Origin of the sequence: Roseateles aquatilis, assembly GCF_002205645.1 — a bacterium.
Lineage (GTDB): Bacteria > Pseudomonadota > Gammaproteobacteria > Burkholderiales > Burkholderiaceae_C > Roseateles > Roseateles aquatilis.
The window spans coordinates 406,301-423,401 of sequence record NZ_NIOF01000002.1; the positions used below are offsets into that span (position 1 = coordinate 406,301).

Below are 17,101 nucleotides of genomic sequence, written 5' to 3' on the forward strand. Positions count from 1 at the left end.
TTCATCGGTCGGCCTCGTCCGCGGCCAGGGTCTGGGCCAGCAGCAGCGCGCTGCCGAAGGTCCGCTCGAAATGGAACGGATCGACCCGACCGGCGGCGACGTCGTGCAGCACGTGGCCCCAGGCGTCCTTGCCGTCCATGTCGGGATCGGTGAACGAGGCGGTGCGGCGGCGGCGCCAATGGCGCCGGGCCTCGGCGTCGCGGCCCTGGCGAAGCAGGTCCAGCAGCCGCAGGTCCGGCACGATCACCTCGGCGCCGACCTTGACGCCGGCGGTGCCGTTGCGGGCGTCCGTGTCATCGTCGGCGCCGGGGGGATAGTCGATGCCGGGGCGCCGGCAGTGCGTGCAACCGTTCGCGCTGGCGCAGTGAATCGTCAAGGGATCGATGCCAAATCCGTCACGCCAGACCTGTAAAGCGTCCGGGCTCATGACGCGGACGGCCGGGCGCTTGCAGTGTTCGCAGTTCAGCGGCATCAGCACCTGGTAGACCAGGGCGGAGATGAATTCGGGGTCGCACAGGTCCTCGCGGGCCAGGCCCAGCAGTCGCGATGACAGCCGGCCGAGGATGCCCAGCGCCGAGGTCGCATGCACCGTGGACAGGATCTTGTGGCCGGTCTGGATCGCCGCTTGCGCCATGCCGGCGGACAGCGCGTCGCGGATCTCGCCGAACAGGCCGACGTCGGGATCCATGCGCAGGAAGGCCAGCATCGCCGCGTGGAAAGGGTCGGCGCCGGCGACCGCGCCGCGCTGGATGGACAGGTGGCTGACGCCGGCCGTCTCGTACTCGACCGGATCCTCGATGGTGAACAGCTTGCGCGAGCCCTCGCGTGCGAGCAGCGCCATCATGGTGTTGAGCGTGGTCGTCTTGCCCGAGCCGGTCACGCCGGCGACGAACACGCCGCCCCAGGCCGAGGCCAGGGCCTCGTTCAGCCGGCGTGCCTGCCACGGCGTGTAGCCGAGCGTCTCCAGCGTGCCCAGGCGCGGGCGTCCGCCGCCGGCCGCGCGCAGCAGCCGGATCACCACGTCCAGGCCGCCGACGGCCGGGTGGCTCTGGTAGCGCAGCGTCAGCCGCGTGCGCCCGAAGTCGAGCGGGATCATCGCGGCCTGCGGCACGGCGCCGTTGAAGGCGACCTCGCTGCGGGAGCGCTCCTCGGCCAGCATGGTGTAGGCGGCCGAGATGCCGTCGACGGCGATCCGCGCCGGATAGCGGCCGAGCGGCCGCATGCGTCCGTCGAGCCGCACGCGCGCATGGGCGATGGCGTCGCGCACTTCCAGATGCAGATCGCTCGCGCCGGCGTTCATGCAACGCTGGATGACCGCGCGGAACCACTCGAGCGGCGAGGACCTGGCGACCATCGCCTCGATGTCGCGGGCGGTCTCGGCGGCCTGACGCTCGTCGGCGGTGGGCTCGGAGGACCCGACGCCATCCGTGGCATCGGTGGTGCGGATCCTGTCGGTGCGGGCGTGGAGGGCGGTGGCGCCGCCGCCGCCAGCGCCCTCACCACCGTCGGACGCGGTGTCGGCCCGGCTGGTGGCGGGCAAGGCGCCCGGGAGCTCGTCCGTCGTCGCCAGCGCGGCGAAGACCACCGGATCGGCGGTCCGATGGCCGGCGTAGTCCAGCCCCAGCGCCTTGCCCGCCTGGATCAGGTGATACCAGGGCGTGCCGTGGACCTCGTCGATGGCGGACAGCAGCAGGAAGCGCCCGCCCGCCAGCCCGAGCGCCGCCAGCCGGTCCCGCTTGTGCCGTGGCACGCGCAGCATCCCCGTCGGCCCGGCGCCGACGAGCTGATCAGACGCCGTGGAGATCACGCGCTCGAAAGGCGGCAGTTGGGAGGGATCCGAGAGGTGGCGGTCGGCGGTCGCGGCAGCGGTCGTGCCCGTGCCCGTGCCCGACCCATGCCTTGCCGCGGGTCCGGCGCCAGATGCCTGATCGGGCACGGGCGCCGGCGCGACGGGGTCAGTCATCGTCCGCGGGCCCGTTGCCATCGTCGACGGTCGATGCGCCCGGCAGGGGCAACGAGGCGGCGCGGGCCGCCGCATCGGCGGCATCGGCCAGGCGATGCGATGGTGATGCCAGGGCCGACGGCGTGGGCGCGGACCACTGCGACGGCGGCGAGGCGGGCGCTTCGAACTTGAAGCTGCCCAAGGCCGTTCCTCGCGAGGGCGGTTTCAGCAGCAACTGTCTCGGCGGTGGCGGCGCGCCGGCGGCGGACGATGCCGGGGCGGGGCGTTGCAGCATCAGCCCTTGGTCCGTCAGACCTACCACCTGCCAGGGACCGACCTGTCGACGGTCGACGTCGGCGACGCTGATCGAGCGGATGCGGCCCCCGTACAGAATCTCCGCATGCCAGCGCACGCCGACGGCGGTCAGCGACCAGAGCTTTGGCGGACCGTCGAGGGCGGTTGGACCGGTGGTATGCGTGGCCGGCGCAAGCATCGATGAGGCGGCGCCGGAAGGAGCCGGCACCGGCGTGTCCGCCGTGCGCTGCGCTTCGGCCAGGCGCGTCGCGGCGGCATGCAGTTCGGCGGACTTGTTGCGCCGTGCCACGTCGATCAGCTCGCGCAGCGTCGGGTCCCGTGTCGTGGCGGCGGCGGCCTCGGGCAGCGTCGATGCGCCACTCGCGGCCGTCGCCGTCGCCGTCAGGAGGAAGGACCTGATCAGGCGTGCCATGGGCCGTCGGGATTCAGTAACTCTGACCATTCGCGAAGAGAGAGCCGGTAAGTTCGTAGGTGATTTGCGTGCCGGCGAGGGTCAGCGTCAGCGTCTCGGGTACCGTGTAGGCAGGGAGCTCCAGCATCGGCAGCGACCACAGGCCGTCGACCACGCGCCATTCCAGGCGGACGATGCCAGTGCCGATCTGCGCGGCGCCAGTGCCGGTCGCCTCGGCGCCGAACGGCGCGCCGGACGCAAGGGAGGTCCGTCCACCGACCAGCGCCAGATCCTGCAACCGGCTTCCCCACGCGTTGACCGCGTCGCGCAGCCGGGGCAGGCGCTCCTGGACCAGCATCTCGGCCGATCCCGCCGGGACGGACTCTCCCGTGGCGACGATCGCGGTCGTCATCGTCGTGCCGAGCCAGTCCGCGCCCGGCGGGTGGCTCGCCGCGAAAGCCGGTGCGCCGAGCTGGCCGCGCGCTTGTCGGTCCAGGTCCTCGAAGCTGCCGTGATGACGTGCCCAGTGCGCGACGCAGCCTCCATACCGGTCGCAGTCCACCCGTTGCAGCGACCAGCCGGCACGGCTGAGCGGCAGATCGGCGATGGCGTCGCGCCAGCGAGTCAGGGTGGCGCTGCCGGGACGTCCGGCCGCGGCGAGCAGCCGCGTCTGCGTCTCGTGCCGGGCTTGGGTCCGGTGCTTCGTCGCCGCCGCGCGTGCCCGCGCCGCCGCGGCTTCGTCGGCTGCCCGCGTGAGCGCCTGCGCACGGTGCAGCCACCAGGCGGCGGCGATCGCCGCCAACAGCAGCGCCGCCGTGCCGGCGATCAGCACGCCCCTGTCGGGCAGCCGCCGCAACGACCGCAGCCGCGCCTCCCGGTCCGGCTGACCGAATGGCGGCTCCAGGGCCAGGACGTCACCGATCTGTTCCCGGCCCGGCAGATGGCTGGCGACGCGCACGGCCTGGTCCGGGTGCATGTCCCGGAACTCCTGGAGCAGCGCCAGCGCCGCGTCCAGGTCGGGCAGCAGGCGGTCGAAGCCGGGAACCGGGCGTCGCTCCATCAGGCCGACGAAGGCCACGCCCGGGCCCGCGGCGATCAGGCAGGCCTCCGCGCCGCGCTCGGCGAAGCCGGCGATCAGCAGCGCGACGCCGGAGTACGGCTGGCCGTGCCCCGTCAAGCGACGCGCCAGGCCGATCAGGCTGCCGTCGGGCAGCGTCACCGCGTGGCCGTAGCCGGCTTGCCTGGCCTGCCGCAGTTCCGGACGCGGGTCGTCCGGCTGGGCCACCGGATGCCATTCCAGCCCGAAGACCAGGCGCAGGCCGGCGACGTCGACACATTGAATGCCCTCGCTCATCACAGCTCCGTCAACCGGGGCGTGATCAACACGACCGTGCCCTGCTTGCCGCGCGAGCCGCGACGCGCCAGGGGCAGCAGCCCGCGCAGGATGTCGGCATCGTCGAGTTGCGTCTGCTCGCGCTCGAAACCGGCCAGCACCAGTGTCTGACCGGCAGGCACGCTGACGCGCTGCATCGCGCTGAAGCTCATCGTCTCCGGCAATTGCACCGACTGCGCCGAGGTCCCGGTGCCGCTCGCGAAGGAGCGCAACTGGCGCAGTTCGCTGACCTGCAGCGCGGTTTGCAGCAGCACGCGGTTGGAATCCAGGATCACCGGCAGCACCGTCAGGCCCAATCCGGTGGACAGCTTCCCCGGCTCCAGCGCGCCGGGCGAGACGGCGCCGGTCGTGGGGTTGACCACCGCGGCGGTCGCGCGCTGCACGTAGGAGATGGTCTGCAGCGCGCCCATCGGCACCGGCATCCGGTTGGTCGTGGTCACCACGCTGGAGTAGGCGGTGGAGACGCGGCCGTACTCCTGCAAGGCCTTGGCGACCCACTTGCTGGGCGACTCGCGCGAGGCGGATGCCCCCAGCACGAAGCTCAGCGCGGCCGTCGCGCCGCCGCCGATCGGGCCGAGCGCGGCGGGGCCGGTGAACTCCAGCGCGTTGCCGCGGCCCAGCCGGCCCAGCATCGCGTGCCAGTCGATGCCGGCGCTGAACTGGTCCGAGAAGCTGACCTGCAGCACCTCCACCTCCAGCACCACCTGTCGCATCAAGTTGGTGTTGATCGCGTCCAGGTAGGCCTGCGCGGCCTCGACGTTGGCCACCGCGTCGGTGACGGTGACCAGTCCGGAGCGGGGATCGACCAGCAGCTTGGCCCGCGTCGACAGCAGGCCCTTGAGCGAATCCGTCAATCCGGCCCAGTAGTCGCTCTGCGCGCTGAAGTCGACCTTCGCGGCGCCTGAGCCGCCGCTGTCGCTGCCACCGCCCAGCACGTCGAAGCTGGCCGTCGTGGCGAGACCGTTGGGCAGGGCCTTGACGGCGATCGCGCGGGTCACGACGCGCGAGAACACGATACGCCCGCCACCGTAGGTCCATTGCAGACCGGCCTGGCTGGCGACCCGATCGAGCAGGCCGGCGAGCGGGCCCGCGTAGTTCAGCTCGACGGTGTTCTGATGCTCGGCCGGGGACAGATCCAGCCGCCGCGCGCCGGAGCGTCCGGCCAGGCGGAGCGCCGCCGCCTCGTCCGGCGCGAGGTCGGGCTCGGCGGCGGGGGCGGACAGGTCGCCGGGCGCGTAGTCGGCGGCGCTTTGCAGCGCGTCGGGCGTCATGACCACCGGCAGCTCGATCAGGCGCGAGATCGCCTCGGCGACCGTCACCAGCGGCAGTCGCCCCGGGTAGTGCAGCCGCACGTCGCCCAGATGCGGCGGCAGGCTGGTCGCGAGCCGCAAGGGCACGGATCGCTGCGCGAAGCGGATCGCCGGATCGGCGACGACCAGTGGCGGCAAGGCCTGCGGTTCTCGGACGCGCGCCTGGAAGGCGCCGCTGCGGTCGAGGTGCTCGCGATGCTCGACCATCGAGCGCCGGGCGGCGGGCAGCGCGCAACCGGCGAGCGCCGCCGCGAGCAACGCGGCCGTTGGTATCGCGGCTGGACGTGTCGCCCGTCTCATCGTCGCTCTCCATCGAGCAGGTATCGGCCGACGCGGACCACGCGCGTCTCCGGCTGGATGCGGGCCTGCAGCGGGAAGTCGGTCGCGCTCAAGGCGGTCATCGCCTGGCCGAGTGCGTCGAGAAAATTGCCGCGCAGCGTGACCTGGGCGTCGATGGGGAAGTCCCGCTCCGCCTCCCAGACCAGTTGCCAGCCCGCCGCGCGGGTCCAGCGGCGCAGGGTCTGATGGAAGGTGCCGTCGGTGAGCTCGATGGTCCAGTCCATCGAGGCTTCGGACCGCAACGTGTCCATCGCCGCCGAGACCGACCGCGATGGCGCGCGCAGCGACACGGCGGGCCGAGGCGTGGCGATCCAGTCGATGTCGGCGATCGTCGCCGATGCCGATGCCGATGCCGATGCCGATGCCGATGCAGGTGCAGGCGCAGTCGTGGGCGTGGGCGTGGGCGCAGCGGTGGACGCCGCTGCCGGCGGCGTGCCCATCGGCGGCGCGGGGCGCGCGAGCAGGGGCACCGCGAGCGACGACAGCGCCGCGATCACCACGGCCGAGGCCGTGGGGCTGCGTCCGGAAGGACGAGGTCGGGACATGGCGGGGGACCTCAGATCTTCATCAGCGCGTGGACGGAAACAGTTTTGGCGTCATTGGGCGAGCAGACCTTGGCCAGCTTGACCAGCTCGATGCCGATCGTGCTGGCGGGATCCATGACGACGGCGTCGTTGGCGGGGGCGGCGGCCAGGGAGGCAGGGGTCGCCACGTCGTCGACCCAGATGCCCTGCGCCATCGGCGCCAGGCCGCGCACCACGCCCGCGCACTGCGAGGTCGGGATCTCCGTGAAGCTCAGCGCGAAGCCCTGGCCGACGTCCACGCGGCCGATGGTGGCGGTGGTGCCGTTGGCGAAGATCTTGCCGCCGAAGGGGTTCTTGACGATCGCGTCGACGCCGGTGCCGACGACGATCTCGGCCGGGAACGCGCCCAGCGCGACGGCGTTGGGAGTCGTCAGCTGCTTGAGGTCCAGGCCCTCGCGCATGCCGGCGATGTTCATCTTGATCTGCGGTGCGTAGCGCAGCAGCGCCGAGCGGTCGAGCTGGTCGTTCAGACTGCGCATGCCGATCAGCACCACCACCATGATGAAGATGATCACGGCCAGGCCGATCATGAGCTCCAGCAGCGTGGCGCCGCGCTGGCGAGGGCGCCGCTGGAAGCTCCTGCCGATGCGGGGCGCGGAGACGGAAGCGGACGGGGTGACATTCATCGGGAGAACTCCTTCAAGGGTCGTACATGGGTGCCGCATGACCGGCGGCGGCTCAGTGGCGCTGCGCCACAATCCAGGCATGACACCCCCGAGTCCCGCCTCCATGACCGCCGAACAGGCCGCGGCGCGCGCCGCCGAACTTCGCGACCAGCTGCACCATCACGCCCACCTGTATTACGTGCTCGACGCGCCCGAGTTGCCCGACGCCGAATACGACAAGCGCTTCCAGGAACTGCAGGCCCTGGAGGCCGCGTTTCCCGAGGTGCTGACGCCGGACTCGCCGACGCAACGCGTGCTCGGCCAGGTGCTCGACGGCTTCGTGCCGGTGCGTCACGCGGTGCCGATGCTCTCCATCCGGACCGAGACCGACACCGAGGCCAGCGGCGCGGAAAACTTCGACGCGCGTGTGCGTCGTGAGCTCGACCTGCCGCCCACCGCCGGGCCGGTGGAGTACGCCGCCGAGTTGAAGTTCGACGGTCTCGCGATCAACCTGCGCTACGAGCACGGCGTGCTGGTGCAGGCCGCCACGCGCGGCAACGGCGAGACCGGCGAGGACGTGACGCAGAACGTGCGCACGATCGGCCAGATCCCGCTGAAGCTGCGGGGCGACGGCGCGCACGCGGCGGTGCTGGAGATCCGCGGCGAGGTCTACATGCGCCGCGACGATTTCGAGGCGCTCAACGAGCGCCAGCGCGCCGCCAACGAGAAGACCTTCGTCAATCCGCGCAACACGGCCGCGGGCGCGATCCGGCAGCTCGATCCGGCGCTGACGCGGCAGCGGCCGCTGAGCTTCTTCGCCTACGGGCTGGGCGACGTGCAGGGCTGGGACATCCCGCCGCGCCACAGCGAGCTGCTGGACGCGCTCAAGTCCTTCGGCGTGTCGGTCTGCGCGGACTGCGCGGTCGCGGTCGGCGCCGAAGGGCTGGTGGCCTTCCACCGCGAGATGGGCGAGCAACGTGACCGGCTGCCGTTCGACATCGACGGCGTCGTCTACAAGGTCAACAGCCGGGAGCTGCAGCGCCGGCTTGGCTTCGTCTCGCGCGAGCCGCGCTGGGCGGTCGCGCACAAGTACCCGGCGCAGGAGCAGGTCACCCGGCTGGACCGCATCGACATCCAGGTCGGCCGCACCGGCAAGTTGACGCCGGTGGCCAAGCTGGAGCCGGTCTTCGTCGGCGGCACGACGGTCAGCAACGCGACGCTGCACAACGTCTTCGAGCTGCGCCGCAAGGGCGTGCGCGTCGGCGACCAGGTCATCGTCCGCCGCGCCGGCGACGTGATCCCGGAGATCGTCGGCAAGGTCGACGCGACACGGCCGGCCTACGTGCCCAACTTCCACATGCCCCGGCATTGCCCGGTCTGCGGCAGCGACGTGGTGCGGGAGCGCGGCGGCATCGACCACCGCTGCAGCGGCGGCATCTTCTGCCCGGCGCAGCGCAAGCAGGCGCTGCTGCACTTCGCCGGCCGGCGCGCGATGGACATCGAGGGGCTGGGCGACAAGCTGGTCGACCAGCTCGTGGACGGCGGCATCGTCGCCAGCCTGCCGGCGCTGTACAAGCTCGGCGTCGCGAAGCTGACCGCGCTGGAGCGCATGGGCGAGAAAAGCGCGCAGAACCTGGTCGACGCGCTGGAGAAGAGCAAGCGCACGACGATGGCGCGGTTCCTCTTCGCGCTCGGCATCCGTCAGGTCGGCGAGACGACGGCCAAGGACCTGGCCAGGCACTTCGGCAACATGGACGCGCTGATGGCGGCGACCGAGGAGCAATTGCTGGAGGTCAAGGACGTCGGCCCCATCGTGGCCCGCAGCATCGCGGCGTTCTTCGCCGAGGCGCACAACCGCAAGGTCGTCGAGCAGTTGATCGCCGCCGGCATCACCTTCCCGCAGGGCGATGGCGCCGCGTCGGCGCCGCTGGGGCCGCAGCCGCTGGCGGGCAAGACGCTGGTGCTGACCGGCACCTTGCCGACGCTGTCGCGCGACGAGGCCAAGGCGCTGATCGAGGCCGCGGGCGGCAAGGTCAGCGGCTCGGTGTCGAAGAAGACCAGCTTCGTGGTGGCGGGCGAGGAAGCCGGATCCAAGCTGGACAAGGCCCGCGAGCTGGGCGTGACGGTGGTCGACGAGGCGGGGTTGCAGACGCTGCTGGCCGCGCCGCCCGAGGCGGTCGACGCGGCGGAGTGAGCGTCAGGCCGCGGCCGTCTTGCGGCGGATCGCCATCGCCAGCCCGGCGGCCACCAGGCAGGCCGCGCCGGCGACGTACAGCGCGGGGGCGTAGCTGAGCAGCAGGCTGCGGCTCAACCCCGCGCCGTAGGCCGCGACGGCGGCGCCGATCTGGTGGCCGGCGAAGATCCAGCCGAAGACCATGCCGACCTTGGCGGCGCCGAAACGCTCGGCCGTCAGGCGCACCGTCGGCGGCACGGTGGCGATCCAGTCCAGGCCGTAGAAGACGGCGAACAGCGACAGGCCGTAGAGCGTGAACTCCGCGCTCGGCAGCCACAGCAGCGACAGGCCGCGCAGCGCGTAGTACCAGCACAGCAGCTTGCGGGCGTCGTAGCGGTCGCTCAGCCAGCCCGAGGCGATGGTGCCGATGAAGTCGAACATGCCCATCATCGCCAGCACCGAGGCCGCCGGCACCGCGGCCAGCCCGTAGTCGCCGCACAGCGAGATGAAGTGGGTCTGCACCAGTCCGTTGGTCGACAGCCCGCAGATGAAGAAGGTGCCGAACAGCAGCCAGAAGGTCGGCTGGCCGACGGCCTCGCGCAGGGCGGTGAACGGCGTGCGCCAGGTCACCGCGGCGGCGGGCGCGGGCGGCGCGGCGGAGGCCGTCGCCGGATCGGCGCCGTAGGGCGCGATGCCGACGTCGGACGGACGGTCCCGCATGAACAGCAGCACCAGCGCCATCACGCCCAGGCAGAGCACCGCCAGCGGCAGCAGCGGCGCGCGCCAGCCCCAGCCTTCGATCATCCAGGCGGCGATGGGCAGGCAGATCAACTGACCGGTCGCGGCGCTGGCGGTGAGGATGCCCATGATCAGGCCGCGGCGCGTGGCGAACCAGCGGTTGGACACGACCGCGCCCAGCACCAGCGCGGTCATGCCGCTGCCCAGGCCCAGCACCACGCCCCACAACACCACCAGTTGCCACAGCTGCGTGACCAGCCCGGCCAGCAGCATGCCGCCGCCGACCAGCGCCAGCGCCGTGCTCACCACCGCGCGCACGCCGAAGCGCTCCATCAGCACGGCGGCGAACGGCCCCATCAGCCCGAACAGCGCGAAGCGCAGCGCCAGCGCCGACGAGATCTGGCTGGTCGACCAACCGAATTCCTTGGCCAGCGGCTGCAGCATCGCGCCGGGCAGGCCCAGCGCGGCCGACATGAACAGCATCGTCAGGAAGGTCAGTCCGGCGATCACCCAACTGAAATGAAGACCCCGGTGGGTCAGGCGGCGGGACATGGCGGCAGCAAGCATGAGGCACCCGTTTTGATGACGGTCGGCATCGTATCCGGAAGCGTTGCGTGGCGCGCTGATTTGATGATGACCATATTCAAAAGAGAGTCTTGCGCCGATCGCGGGCGGCGCGGCGGGGGATTCCTGCCATGATCGCCGCCATGAAAGTCACGAAGGAACAATCCGCCGCCAACCGCAAGGCGCTGGTCGACGCGGCGGCCCGGCTGTACCGCGAGCGCGGCATCGCCGGTGTCGGGCTGGCGGAGATTTCGCGCGAGGCCGGCTTCACGCACGGCGGCTTCTATGGACGCTTCGCGTCCAAGGAGGAACTCGCGGCCGAGGCCTGCGGCGAGGCCTTCGGCGTGTCGATGGCGCGGTTGGAGGCGCAACTGACGCGCCATGACGGCGACCTGACGGCGCTGCTCAAGCGCTACTTCAGCGCCGCGCATCGCGACGCGCCCGGCGCGGGCTGCCCGATGGCGACGCTGGGGGTGGACGCGGCCCGCGAGGGCGGGCTGCTGGGGCAGGCCATGAGCGACGGCATCGCCGGCTATCTGCGGGCGATGGCGTCGCACCGGCCGGACGGCACCGTGCTGGAGCAGCCGACGGCGGACGACGAGGCCCGCGCGATCCGCACGCTGACGACGATGATCGGCGGCGTGATCCTGGCGCGGGCCTGCGCCGAGGCGGCACCGGCCATGTCGGACCGGATCCTGCGGACCTCGCTGGCAACGACCCTGGCGTCGCTCAGCGGGGCGTCGGCGGCGGGGTGACCGGCGGGGTGCCGGGCGTCGCGCCGGGACCTGGCGGTGTCGTGGCCACCCGGCTCGGCAGCTTCAGCACGCCGACCGCCAGCGCGGTACCCAGCAGCACGACCAGGCAGCCCGCGGCCATCGAGCCGTTGAGCGTCTCGCCGAGGAACAGCCAGCCCCACAGCAGCGCGAAGACCGGGATCAGGAAGGTCACCGAGATCGTGTTGGTCGGCCCGACACGCTTCATCAGCCGGAAGAACAGGATGTAGGCGACGCTGGTGCACAGCAGCGCCAGCAGGACCACCGCCCACCACGCGCGCGCGCCCGGCATCTCGACCGGGCGCAGCGTCCAGGCGGGGATCGCCAGCAGCAGCGCGGCGGCGAACTGGCTGCCGGTCGCGACGGCGAGGGGGCTCGCGCCGCCGAGAAAGCGCTTGGTGGCGTTGGCCGCGATGCCGTAGCTCAGCGTCGCGATCAGCACGGCCACGATGGCGAAGCCGCTGCCGCCGGGCTTGAAGGAGGCCTTGTCCCAGGCCAGCAGCACCACGCCGCCGAAACCCAGCGCCAGCCCCAGCAGCCGCGAGCCGTCCAGGCGTTGCCCGAACCAGGCCCAGGCCACCAGCGCGCCCCACATCGGCGTGGTGGCGTTGAGGATGCTCGACAGACCCGCGTTGATCGACAGCGCGGCGAAGCTGAACAGCGCAAACGGGAAGGCGCTGTTCAGGAACCCGACCAGCAGCAGGCCCTTCCAGTGGGTGCGCAGGTCGCCGAGGCCTTCGCGCAGGCCCAGCAGCGGGATCAGGAACAGCGAGGCCCCGGCGACCCGCATCGCGGCGGTCGCGACGGCGCCGAACTCGGGTGCGGCGATGCGCATGAACAGAAAGGACGCCCCCCAGATGGCGGCCAGCAGCGCGAGTTCGATCAGGTCGTTTTTCTTCACGCGGGAACCCCTTGCTTGACGGAAGCGCGGAGCGTAGCCGGCGCCCGGCCCTCCAGTGTCAGCAGGGCTTCCTTGCGATGCAGGCCGCCGGCGTACCCGGTCAGGCTGCCGTCCGCGCCGATGACGCGATGGCAGGGGATCAGCACCGACACCGGATTGCGGCCCACCGCCGCCGCCACGGCGCGGACGGCATCGGGCCGGCCCAGCCGCGCCGCGAGCTGGCCGTAGGTGACCGTCTCGCCCGCCGGAATGGCGAGCAGCGCCTGCCACACGGCCTGCTGGAACGTCGTGCCTTTCGGGGACATCGGCGGCAGGGTCGGGGTGGTCCCGGCGGATCCCGCGGGTCCGGAGAAGTACTCGCGCAGGATGGCGACGGTCTCGCGCAGCAGCGGGTCGTCGTCGTCGCGTGGGGCGGCGAGCTCGCCGGGGTGGTACTTCTGGCCTTCGAACCAGAGGCCGGACAGCCCGTCGGCGTCGCGGGCCACCAGCAGCCGCCCCAGCGGCGTGTCGGTTTCGGTCCAGGCCAGGTGAGAGGAGGAGGTCGAGGTCATGGCTTGAGTCCCTTCTTCGGCCGGGGGGCCGTGGCGTTCGTTGCGGTCTTTCGCGCGGCCGTCCCCGAGGCCGTCCGCGAGGCCATCTGCGAGGCCTCCCGCCACAGCTGCAACACGGCGTAGCTGCGGTAGGGCGCGAAATGCTCGGCGGCCTCGACCAGCTCGCGGGGGCGCAGCGGGCGGCCGGCGCGTTGCTCCAGGCACTGCTTCAGCACGACGTCGCCCGGCAGGTAGGCATCGGGCCAGCTCCAGCCGCGCATCAGCATGTAGTGCGCGGTCCAGGGCCCCAGGCCGGGCAGGGCGGCGAGTTCGGCGATGGCGTCCTCGACCGTGCCGCGGCCATGCGCGAACGCCAGCAGCGGCCATTGGCCGGCCAGGTGGATGAGCGCCTGCGCGCGGCGCGCCGGCATGCCCAGCGAGGCGATGTCGTCGACAGTCGCGGCCGCCAGCGTCGCCGGGGTGGGGAACACGTGGGAGACGCCGTCGGGCGCGCCCAGCGCCTCCGGCAGCGGCGCGCCGAAACGCGAGATCAGGCGCGTCGCCAGCGTGCGGGCGGCGGCGACCGTCACCTGCTGGCCGAGCACGGCCCGGATCGCGAGCTCGAACCGGTCCAGCGACCCCGGCAGCCGCAGCCCCTCGGCGGGGGGGCCGAGGACTTCGCCCAACGCGGCGGCGATCGCCTGAGGATCGGCGTCCAGGTCCAGCCAGCGGCGCAGGCGCGGCATCAGCGTCGCGATGGCCGGCCACAACGACGCGCTCAGCGACAGGCGCACCTGGGCGCGTTCGGCGCCGTCGGGGCTCAGGCGCGCCGAGACCCAACCCAGCAGGTCGGGCTGGCCCGGGCGGACCAGGCGCACGCTGCGCGCCAGCGACAGCCGCTCGACATCGACCGTCTCCACGCCGGGCACGGCGCGGGCGGCGAGGAAGGTCAGCAGCGCGGTGCCCAGCAGCGGAGGGCGCAGGTCGAGCCGCAACTCGGCGGTTTCGGCGGCATGGGCCGAGGGGGGGCCGGTCTCCGAGCCGCCCTTGCGCAGTGCAGTCGGGCTCAATCGATAGTGCTCCTGGAACGCGGCGTTGAAGCGTCGCAGGCTGGAGAAGCCGGCGGCCAGCGCCACCTCGGAAATCGGCAGGCGTGTATCCGTCAGCAACTGCTTGGCCAGCAGGAGCCGACGCGTCTGCAGGTACTGCAGCGGCGCGACGCCGTGCACGGCGGTGAAGACGCGGCGCACATGGCGCTCGCTGACGCCCAGGTGGGCGGCGAGGGCGGGCAACGAGGCGTCCTCCGGCGCGCATTCGTCGAGCCAGCGGGCGGCCTCGCGGGCCAGCACGTCGGCGGCGTCCATCGCGCTCCAGGGGCGCGCGGCGGGAGCCAGTTCGGGGCGGCACTTCAAGCAGGGGCGGAAGCGGGCCGCCTCGGCCAGCGTGGCGCTGGGGAAGAACTGGCAGTTTTCGCGCTTGGGCGTGCGCACCCGGCAGATCGGCCGGCAATAGACGCCGGTGGAGGTCACGCCGACGAACCATTGCCCGTCGAAGCGCGCGTCCCGCGCCAGCAGGGCGGGATAGCAGTGGTCGGGGTCGAGCAGGAAGTCCATGGCGTGAATGATAGGAGTCGATCCCGCCTGGGGCTGGCCGTTTTCGGACACGTTCCTGAGACCCCCGGCGCGCGATTCGCCTTCGGTGCACCGGGTTACATGGTGGGTCCGCGGGCGCTGCCTACAATCCGCCCCAGTTTCGATCCGGTCTTCAAGACTTTCACCATTCCTACAGGGAAGCACATGCAAGTTCACGCATCCATCTTCAAGGCTTATGACATTCGCGGTGTGGTTGGCACGACGCTGGACGAGGCGCTGGCCGAGCACCTGGGCAAGGCCTTCGGCACCGAGGCCGTGAAGGCCGGCGAGAAGGCCGTGGCGGTGGGCCGCGACGGCCGTGTGTCGGGCCCGTCGCTGGTGGAGGCGCTGATCCGTGGCCTGAAGTCGACCGGGCTGGATGTGGTGGACATCGGCGCGGTCACGACGCCGATGCTGTATTACGTGGCCGCGACACGCGGCAAGCATGGCTGCAACTCCGGCATCCAGGTGACCGGCAGCCACAACCCGAAGGACTACAACGGCTTCAAGATGGTCCTGAAGGGCGCCGCCGTCTATGGCGAGCAGATCCAGGACCTGAAGCGCCGCATCGAGGCCGAGGACTACGCGACCGGCGACGGCCGCGTCGGCAAGATGGACGTGACCGACGAGTACGCGGCCCGCATCGTGCGCGACGCCAGGCTGGCGCGGCCGATGAAGATCGTCGTGGACAGCGGCAACGGCATCCCGGGCGCGACCGCTCCGGCGATCCTGCGCGCGCTGGGTTGCGAGGTCGTGGACATCTTCTCCAAGGTGGACGGCGACTTCCCGAACCACCACCCGGATCCGTCGCGTCCCGAGAACCTCGAGGACCTGCGGCGCATCGTGCATGCCACCGACGCGGAACTGGGCCTGGCCTTCGACGGCGACGGCGACCGCCTGGGCGTGGTCACCAAGGACGGCACGATGATCATGCCGGACCGCCAGATCATGCTGATGGCCGCGGACATCCTGAAGCGCCTGCCGGGCTCGGAGATCATCTTCGACGTCAAGTGCTCGCAACGCCTGGCGCCGTGGATCGTCGAGCACGGCGGCAAGCCGCTGATGTGGATGACCGGCCACTCGCTGGCCAAGGCCAAGCTCAAGGAAACCGGCGCGCCGCTGGCCGGCGAGCTGTCGGGCCACATCTTCTTCGCCGAGCGCTGGTACGGCTTCGACGACGCGATGTACACCGCCGCCCGGCTGCTGGAGATCCTGTCGCGCAGCGACGACCCGAGCCGGGTGCTGAACGACCTGCCCAACAGCGTCAACACGCCCGAGCTGAACGTGCCCTGCGCCGAGGGCGAGCACCATGAGGTCGTGAAGAAGCTCAAGGAGATCGCCGAGTTCCCGAACGCGAAGGACATCATCACGATCGACGGCATCCGCGTCGAATACGACGACGGCTTCGGCCTGGTGCGCGCGTCCAACACGACGCCGGTGCTGGTGCTGCGCTTCGAGGGCCACACGCAGGAGGCGCTGGAGCGCATCCAGAAGGAAGTGCTGGCGCAGCTCAAGCGCGTCAAGTCCGACATCACCTTCACGTCGGGTCACTGATGGCCGGGGCGGGCGGTCGCCCCGGCGTGGCGGCCGCCTGGCCTCCGCGGCCGGACAGCGTGAAGGAACGATTCGCGCGCGGCGTCTTCAGCACGGTGCTGAGGCTCGCCAGTCCGGCCTACGTGCTGCGCCTGCTGCTGCGTGGGCGCGCCGAGCCGCTCTACCAATCCCACCTGGCCGAGCGTTTCGGCTTCGGGCCGGCGATCGCGCCAGGCTCGGTGTGGGTGCATGCGGTGTCGCTGGGCGAGACCCGCGCCGCCGCCGCGCTGATCGATCGCCTGCGGCGGGACCGTCCGGGCCTGCGGCTGCTGCTCACCCACACCACCGCCACGGGCCGCGAGGCCGGCCTGCCGCTGCTGCGCGACGGCGACGCGCAGCGCTGGCTGCCGTTCGACACGCCCGGCGCGGTGCGTCGATTCCTGCGGCGCACGCGGCCGTCGGTCGGCGTGTTGATGGAAACGGAGATCTGGCCCAACGTCCAGCGCCAGGCCTTGAAGGCCGGCGTGCCCATGGTGCTGGCCAACGCGCGCCTGTCCGCGCGCAGCCTGCGCCGCGGCGAGAAATTCCAGGCGCTGCTGGCGCCGGCGGCCCGCGCGCTGCGGCTCGCGCTGGCCCAGACCGCCGAGGATGCCGACCGATTGCGCCAGGCTGGCGTGCCTGACGTGCGGGTCTGCGGCAACCTCAAGTTCGACTTGCAGCCCGACGAGGCGTTGCTGGCGCGAGGCCGCGCCTGGCGCGCCGGGCTGACCCGTCCGGTGGTGATGCTGGCCGTCTCCCGCGAAGGGGAAGAGGCCGCGATGCTGGCCGCCTGGCAGGCGGCCGCGGCGGCGCGCGCCGAGGCGGGGTCGCCGTTGCTGCTGATCGTGCCGCGTCATCCGCAGCGTTTCGACGAGATCGCCGCGCTGGTGACCGATGCCGGGCTGACACTGGCGCGGCGCAGCGCCTTCGGCAGCCACGAGCACGCGGTGCCGCCGCCGAGCGCCGGCGTGGCGGACGCGTGGCTGGGGGATTCGATGCGCGAGATGGCGCTCTACTACGGCCTGGCGGACGTTGCCTTGCTGGGGGGGAGCTTCGAGAAGCTCGGCGGGCAGAACCTGATCGAGGCGGCGGCGTGCGGCGTCCCGCTCTTCATGGGACCGCACACCTTCAACTTCGCCGAAGCGGCCGAGCTGTCATTGGCCGCGGGCGCATCGCGCCGTGCCGCAACGATTCCCACGGCGTTGAGCGAGGCGCTGTCGCTGCTCACCCGTCCCGAGGAGCGCGATGCGATGGCCGAAGCCGCGACGACGTTCGCCTCGGCGCATCGTGGAGCAGCGGCCCGGATGGCCGCGCAGATCCTGGAACTGGCAAGAATCTGA

The 17,101-nt window shown here is 71.9% G+C and carries 14 protein-coding genes; 4 read left to right on the forward strand and 10 right to left on the reverse strand.

What is annotated here, in order from left to right; genetic code table 11:
* Position 1 precedes the first annotated feature (1 nt).
* From CDN99_RS07255 to CDN99_RS07280, 6 genes are read right to left on the reverse strand one after another with little or no spacing between them, the layout of a single operon-like run.
* Positions 2-1,963 (reverse strand): GspE/PulE family protein, encoded by a 1,962-nt coding sequence (locus CDN99_RS07255; RefSeq protein WP_141100683.1) that lies wholly within the window; start codon positions 1,961-1,963, stop codon positions 2-4.
* Positions 1,956-2,669: a hypothetical protein gene (locus CDN99_RS07260; protein ID WP_088384076.1), complete on the reverse strand. Its 714-nt coding sequence runs from the start codon at positions 2,667-2,669 to the stop codon at positions 1,956-1,958. Before CDN99_RS07260 ends, CDN99_RS07255 begins: the two co-directional genes overlap by 8 nt.
* 13 nt (positions 2,670-2,682) lie before the next feature.
* Positions 2,683-4,002: a type 4b pilus protein PilO2 gene (locus CDN99_RS07265; protein WP_088384078.1), complete on the reverse strand. Its 1,320-nt coding sequence runs from the start codon at positions 4,000-4,002 to the stop codon at positions 2,683-2,685.
* A complete protein-coding gene (locus tag CDN99_RS07270) occupies positions 4,002-5,651 on the reverse strand; it encodes a secretin GspD/PilQ domain-containing protein (protein ID WP_088384080.1) in 1,650 nt (549 codons plus the stop codon). Before CDN99_RS07270 ends, CDN99_RS07265 begins: the two co-directional genes overlap by 1 nt.
* Complete coding sequence (locus CDN99_RS07275) at positions 5,648-6,235, reverse strand: toxin co-regulated pilus biosynthesis Q family protein (RefSeq protein WP_088384082.1); 588 nt, start codon at positions 6,233-6,235, stop codon at positions 5,648-5,650. The genes CDN99_RS07270 and CDN99_RS07275 overlap by 4 nt, the downstream gene beginning before the upstream one ends.
* An 11-nt stretch (positions 6,236-6,246) precedes the next feature.
* On the reverse strand, positions 6,247-6,900 hold the full coding sequence (locus tag CDN99_RS07280; RefSeq protein ID WP_088384084.1) for a type II secretion system protein: 654 nt from the start codon (positions 6,898-6,900) through the stop codon (positions 6,247-6,249).
* Between the two features lie 103 nt (positions 6,901-7,003).
* On the opposite strand from CDN99_RS07280, the gene ligA reads away from it, so the two are divergent.
* Complete coding sequence (gene ligA / locus CDN99_RS07285; RefSeq protein ID WP_088384086.1) at positions 7,004-9,073, forward strand: NAD-dependent DNA ligase LigA; 2,070 nt, start codon at positions 7,004-7,006, stop codon at positions 9,071-9,073.
* Between the two features lie 3 nt (positions 9,074-9,076).
* Here the strand turns inward: ligA and CDN99_RS07290 are convergent, their stop codons facing one another.
* The gene (locus CDN99_RS07290; protein WP_088384088.1) at positions 9,077-10,357 is read right to left on the reverse strand and encodes an MFS transporter; all 1,281 of its coding nucleotides are present in this window, start codon (positions 10,355-10,357) and stop codon (positions 9,077-9,079) included.
* Positions 10,358-10,497: 140 nt separating this feature from the next.
* Here CDN99_RS07290 and CDN99_RS07295 point away from each other — a divergent pair, with 140 nt between their 5' ends.
* Positions 10,498-11,109, forward strand: a complete 612-nt coding sequence (locus CDN99_RS07295; RefSeq protein WP_158218775.1) for a TetR/AcrR family transcriptional regulator — start codon at positions 10,498-10,500, stop codon at positions 11,107-11,109.
* Here CDN99_RS07295 and CDN99_RS07300 read toward each other — a convergent pair.
* Genes CDN99_RS07300 through CDN99_RS07310 form a run of 3 tightly spaced genes read right to left on the reverse strand, consistent with a single transcriptional unit; the run spans position 11,084 to position 14,171 of the window.
* Positions 11,084-12,028 carry a DMT family transporter gene (locus CDN99_RS07300; RefSeq protein WP_088384091.1) on the reverse strand — a complete coding sequence of 315 codons (945 nt, stop codon included), beginning with the start codon at positions 12,026-12,028 and terminating at the stop codon, positions 11,084-11,086. The two genes, CDN99_RS07295 and CDN99_RS07300, sit on opposite strands and share 26 nt — an antisense overlap.
* Positions 12,025-12,579, reverse strand: coding sequence for a methylated-DNA--[protein]-cysteine S-methyltransferase (locus tag CDN99_RS07305; protein ID WP_088384093.1), 555 nt, complete (start codon positions 12,577-12,579; stop codon positions 12,025-12,027). Before CDN99_RS07305 ends, CDN99_RS07300 begins: the two co-directional genes overlap by 4 nt.
* Positions 12,576-14,171: a DNA-3-methyladenine glycosylase 2 family protein gene (locus CDN99_RS07310; protein WP_088384095.1), complete on the reverse strand. Its 1,596-nt coding sequence runs from the start codon at positions 14,169-14,171 to the stop codon at positions 12,576-12,578. The genes CDN99_RS07305 and CDN99_RS07310 overlap by 4 nt, the downstream gene beginning before the upstream one ends.
* Positions 14,172-14,354: 183 nt before the next feature.
* Here CDN99_RS07310 and CDN99_RS07315 point away from each other — a divergent pair, with 183 nt between their 5' ends.
* Both CDN99_RS07315 and CDN99_RS07320 read left to right on the forward strand, forming a co-directional pair.
* Positions 14,355-15,743: a phosphomannomutase/phosphoglucomutase gene (locus CDN99_RS07315; RefSeq protein ID WP_088384097.1), complete on the forward strand. Its 1,389-nt coding sequence runs from the start codon at positions 14,355-14,357 to the stop codon at positions 15,741-15,743.
* Positions 15,744-15,802: 59 nt separating this feature from the next.
* A complete protein-coding gene (locus tag CDN99_RS07320; protein ID WP_238139407.1) occupies positions 15,803-17,101 on the forward strand; it encodes a 3-deoxy-D-manno-octulosonic acid transferase in 1,299 nt (432 codons plus the stop codon).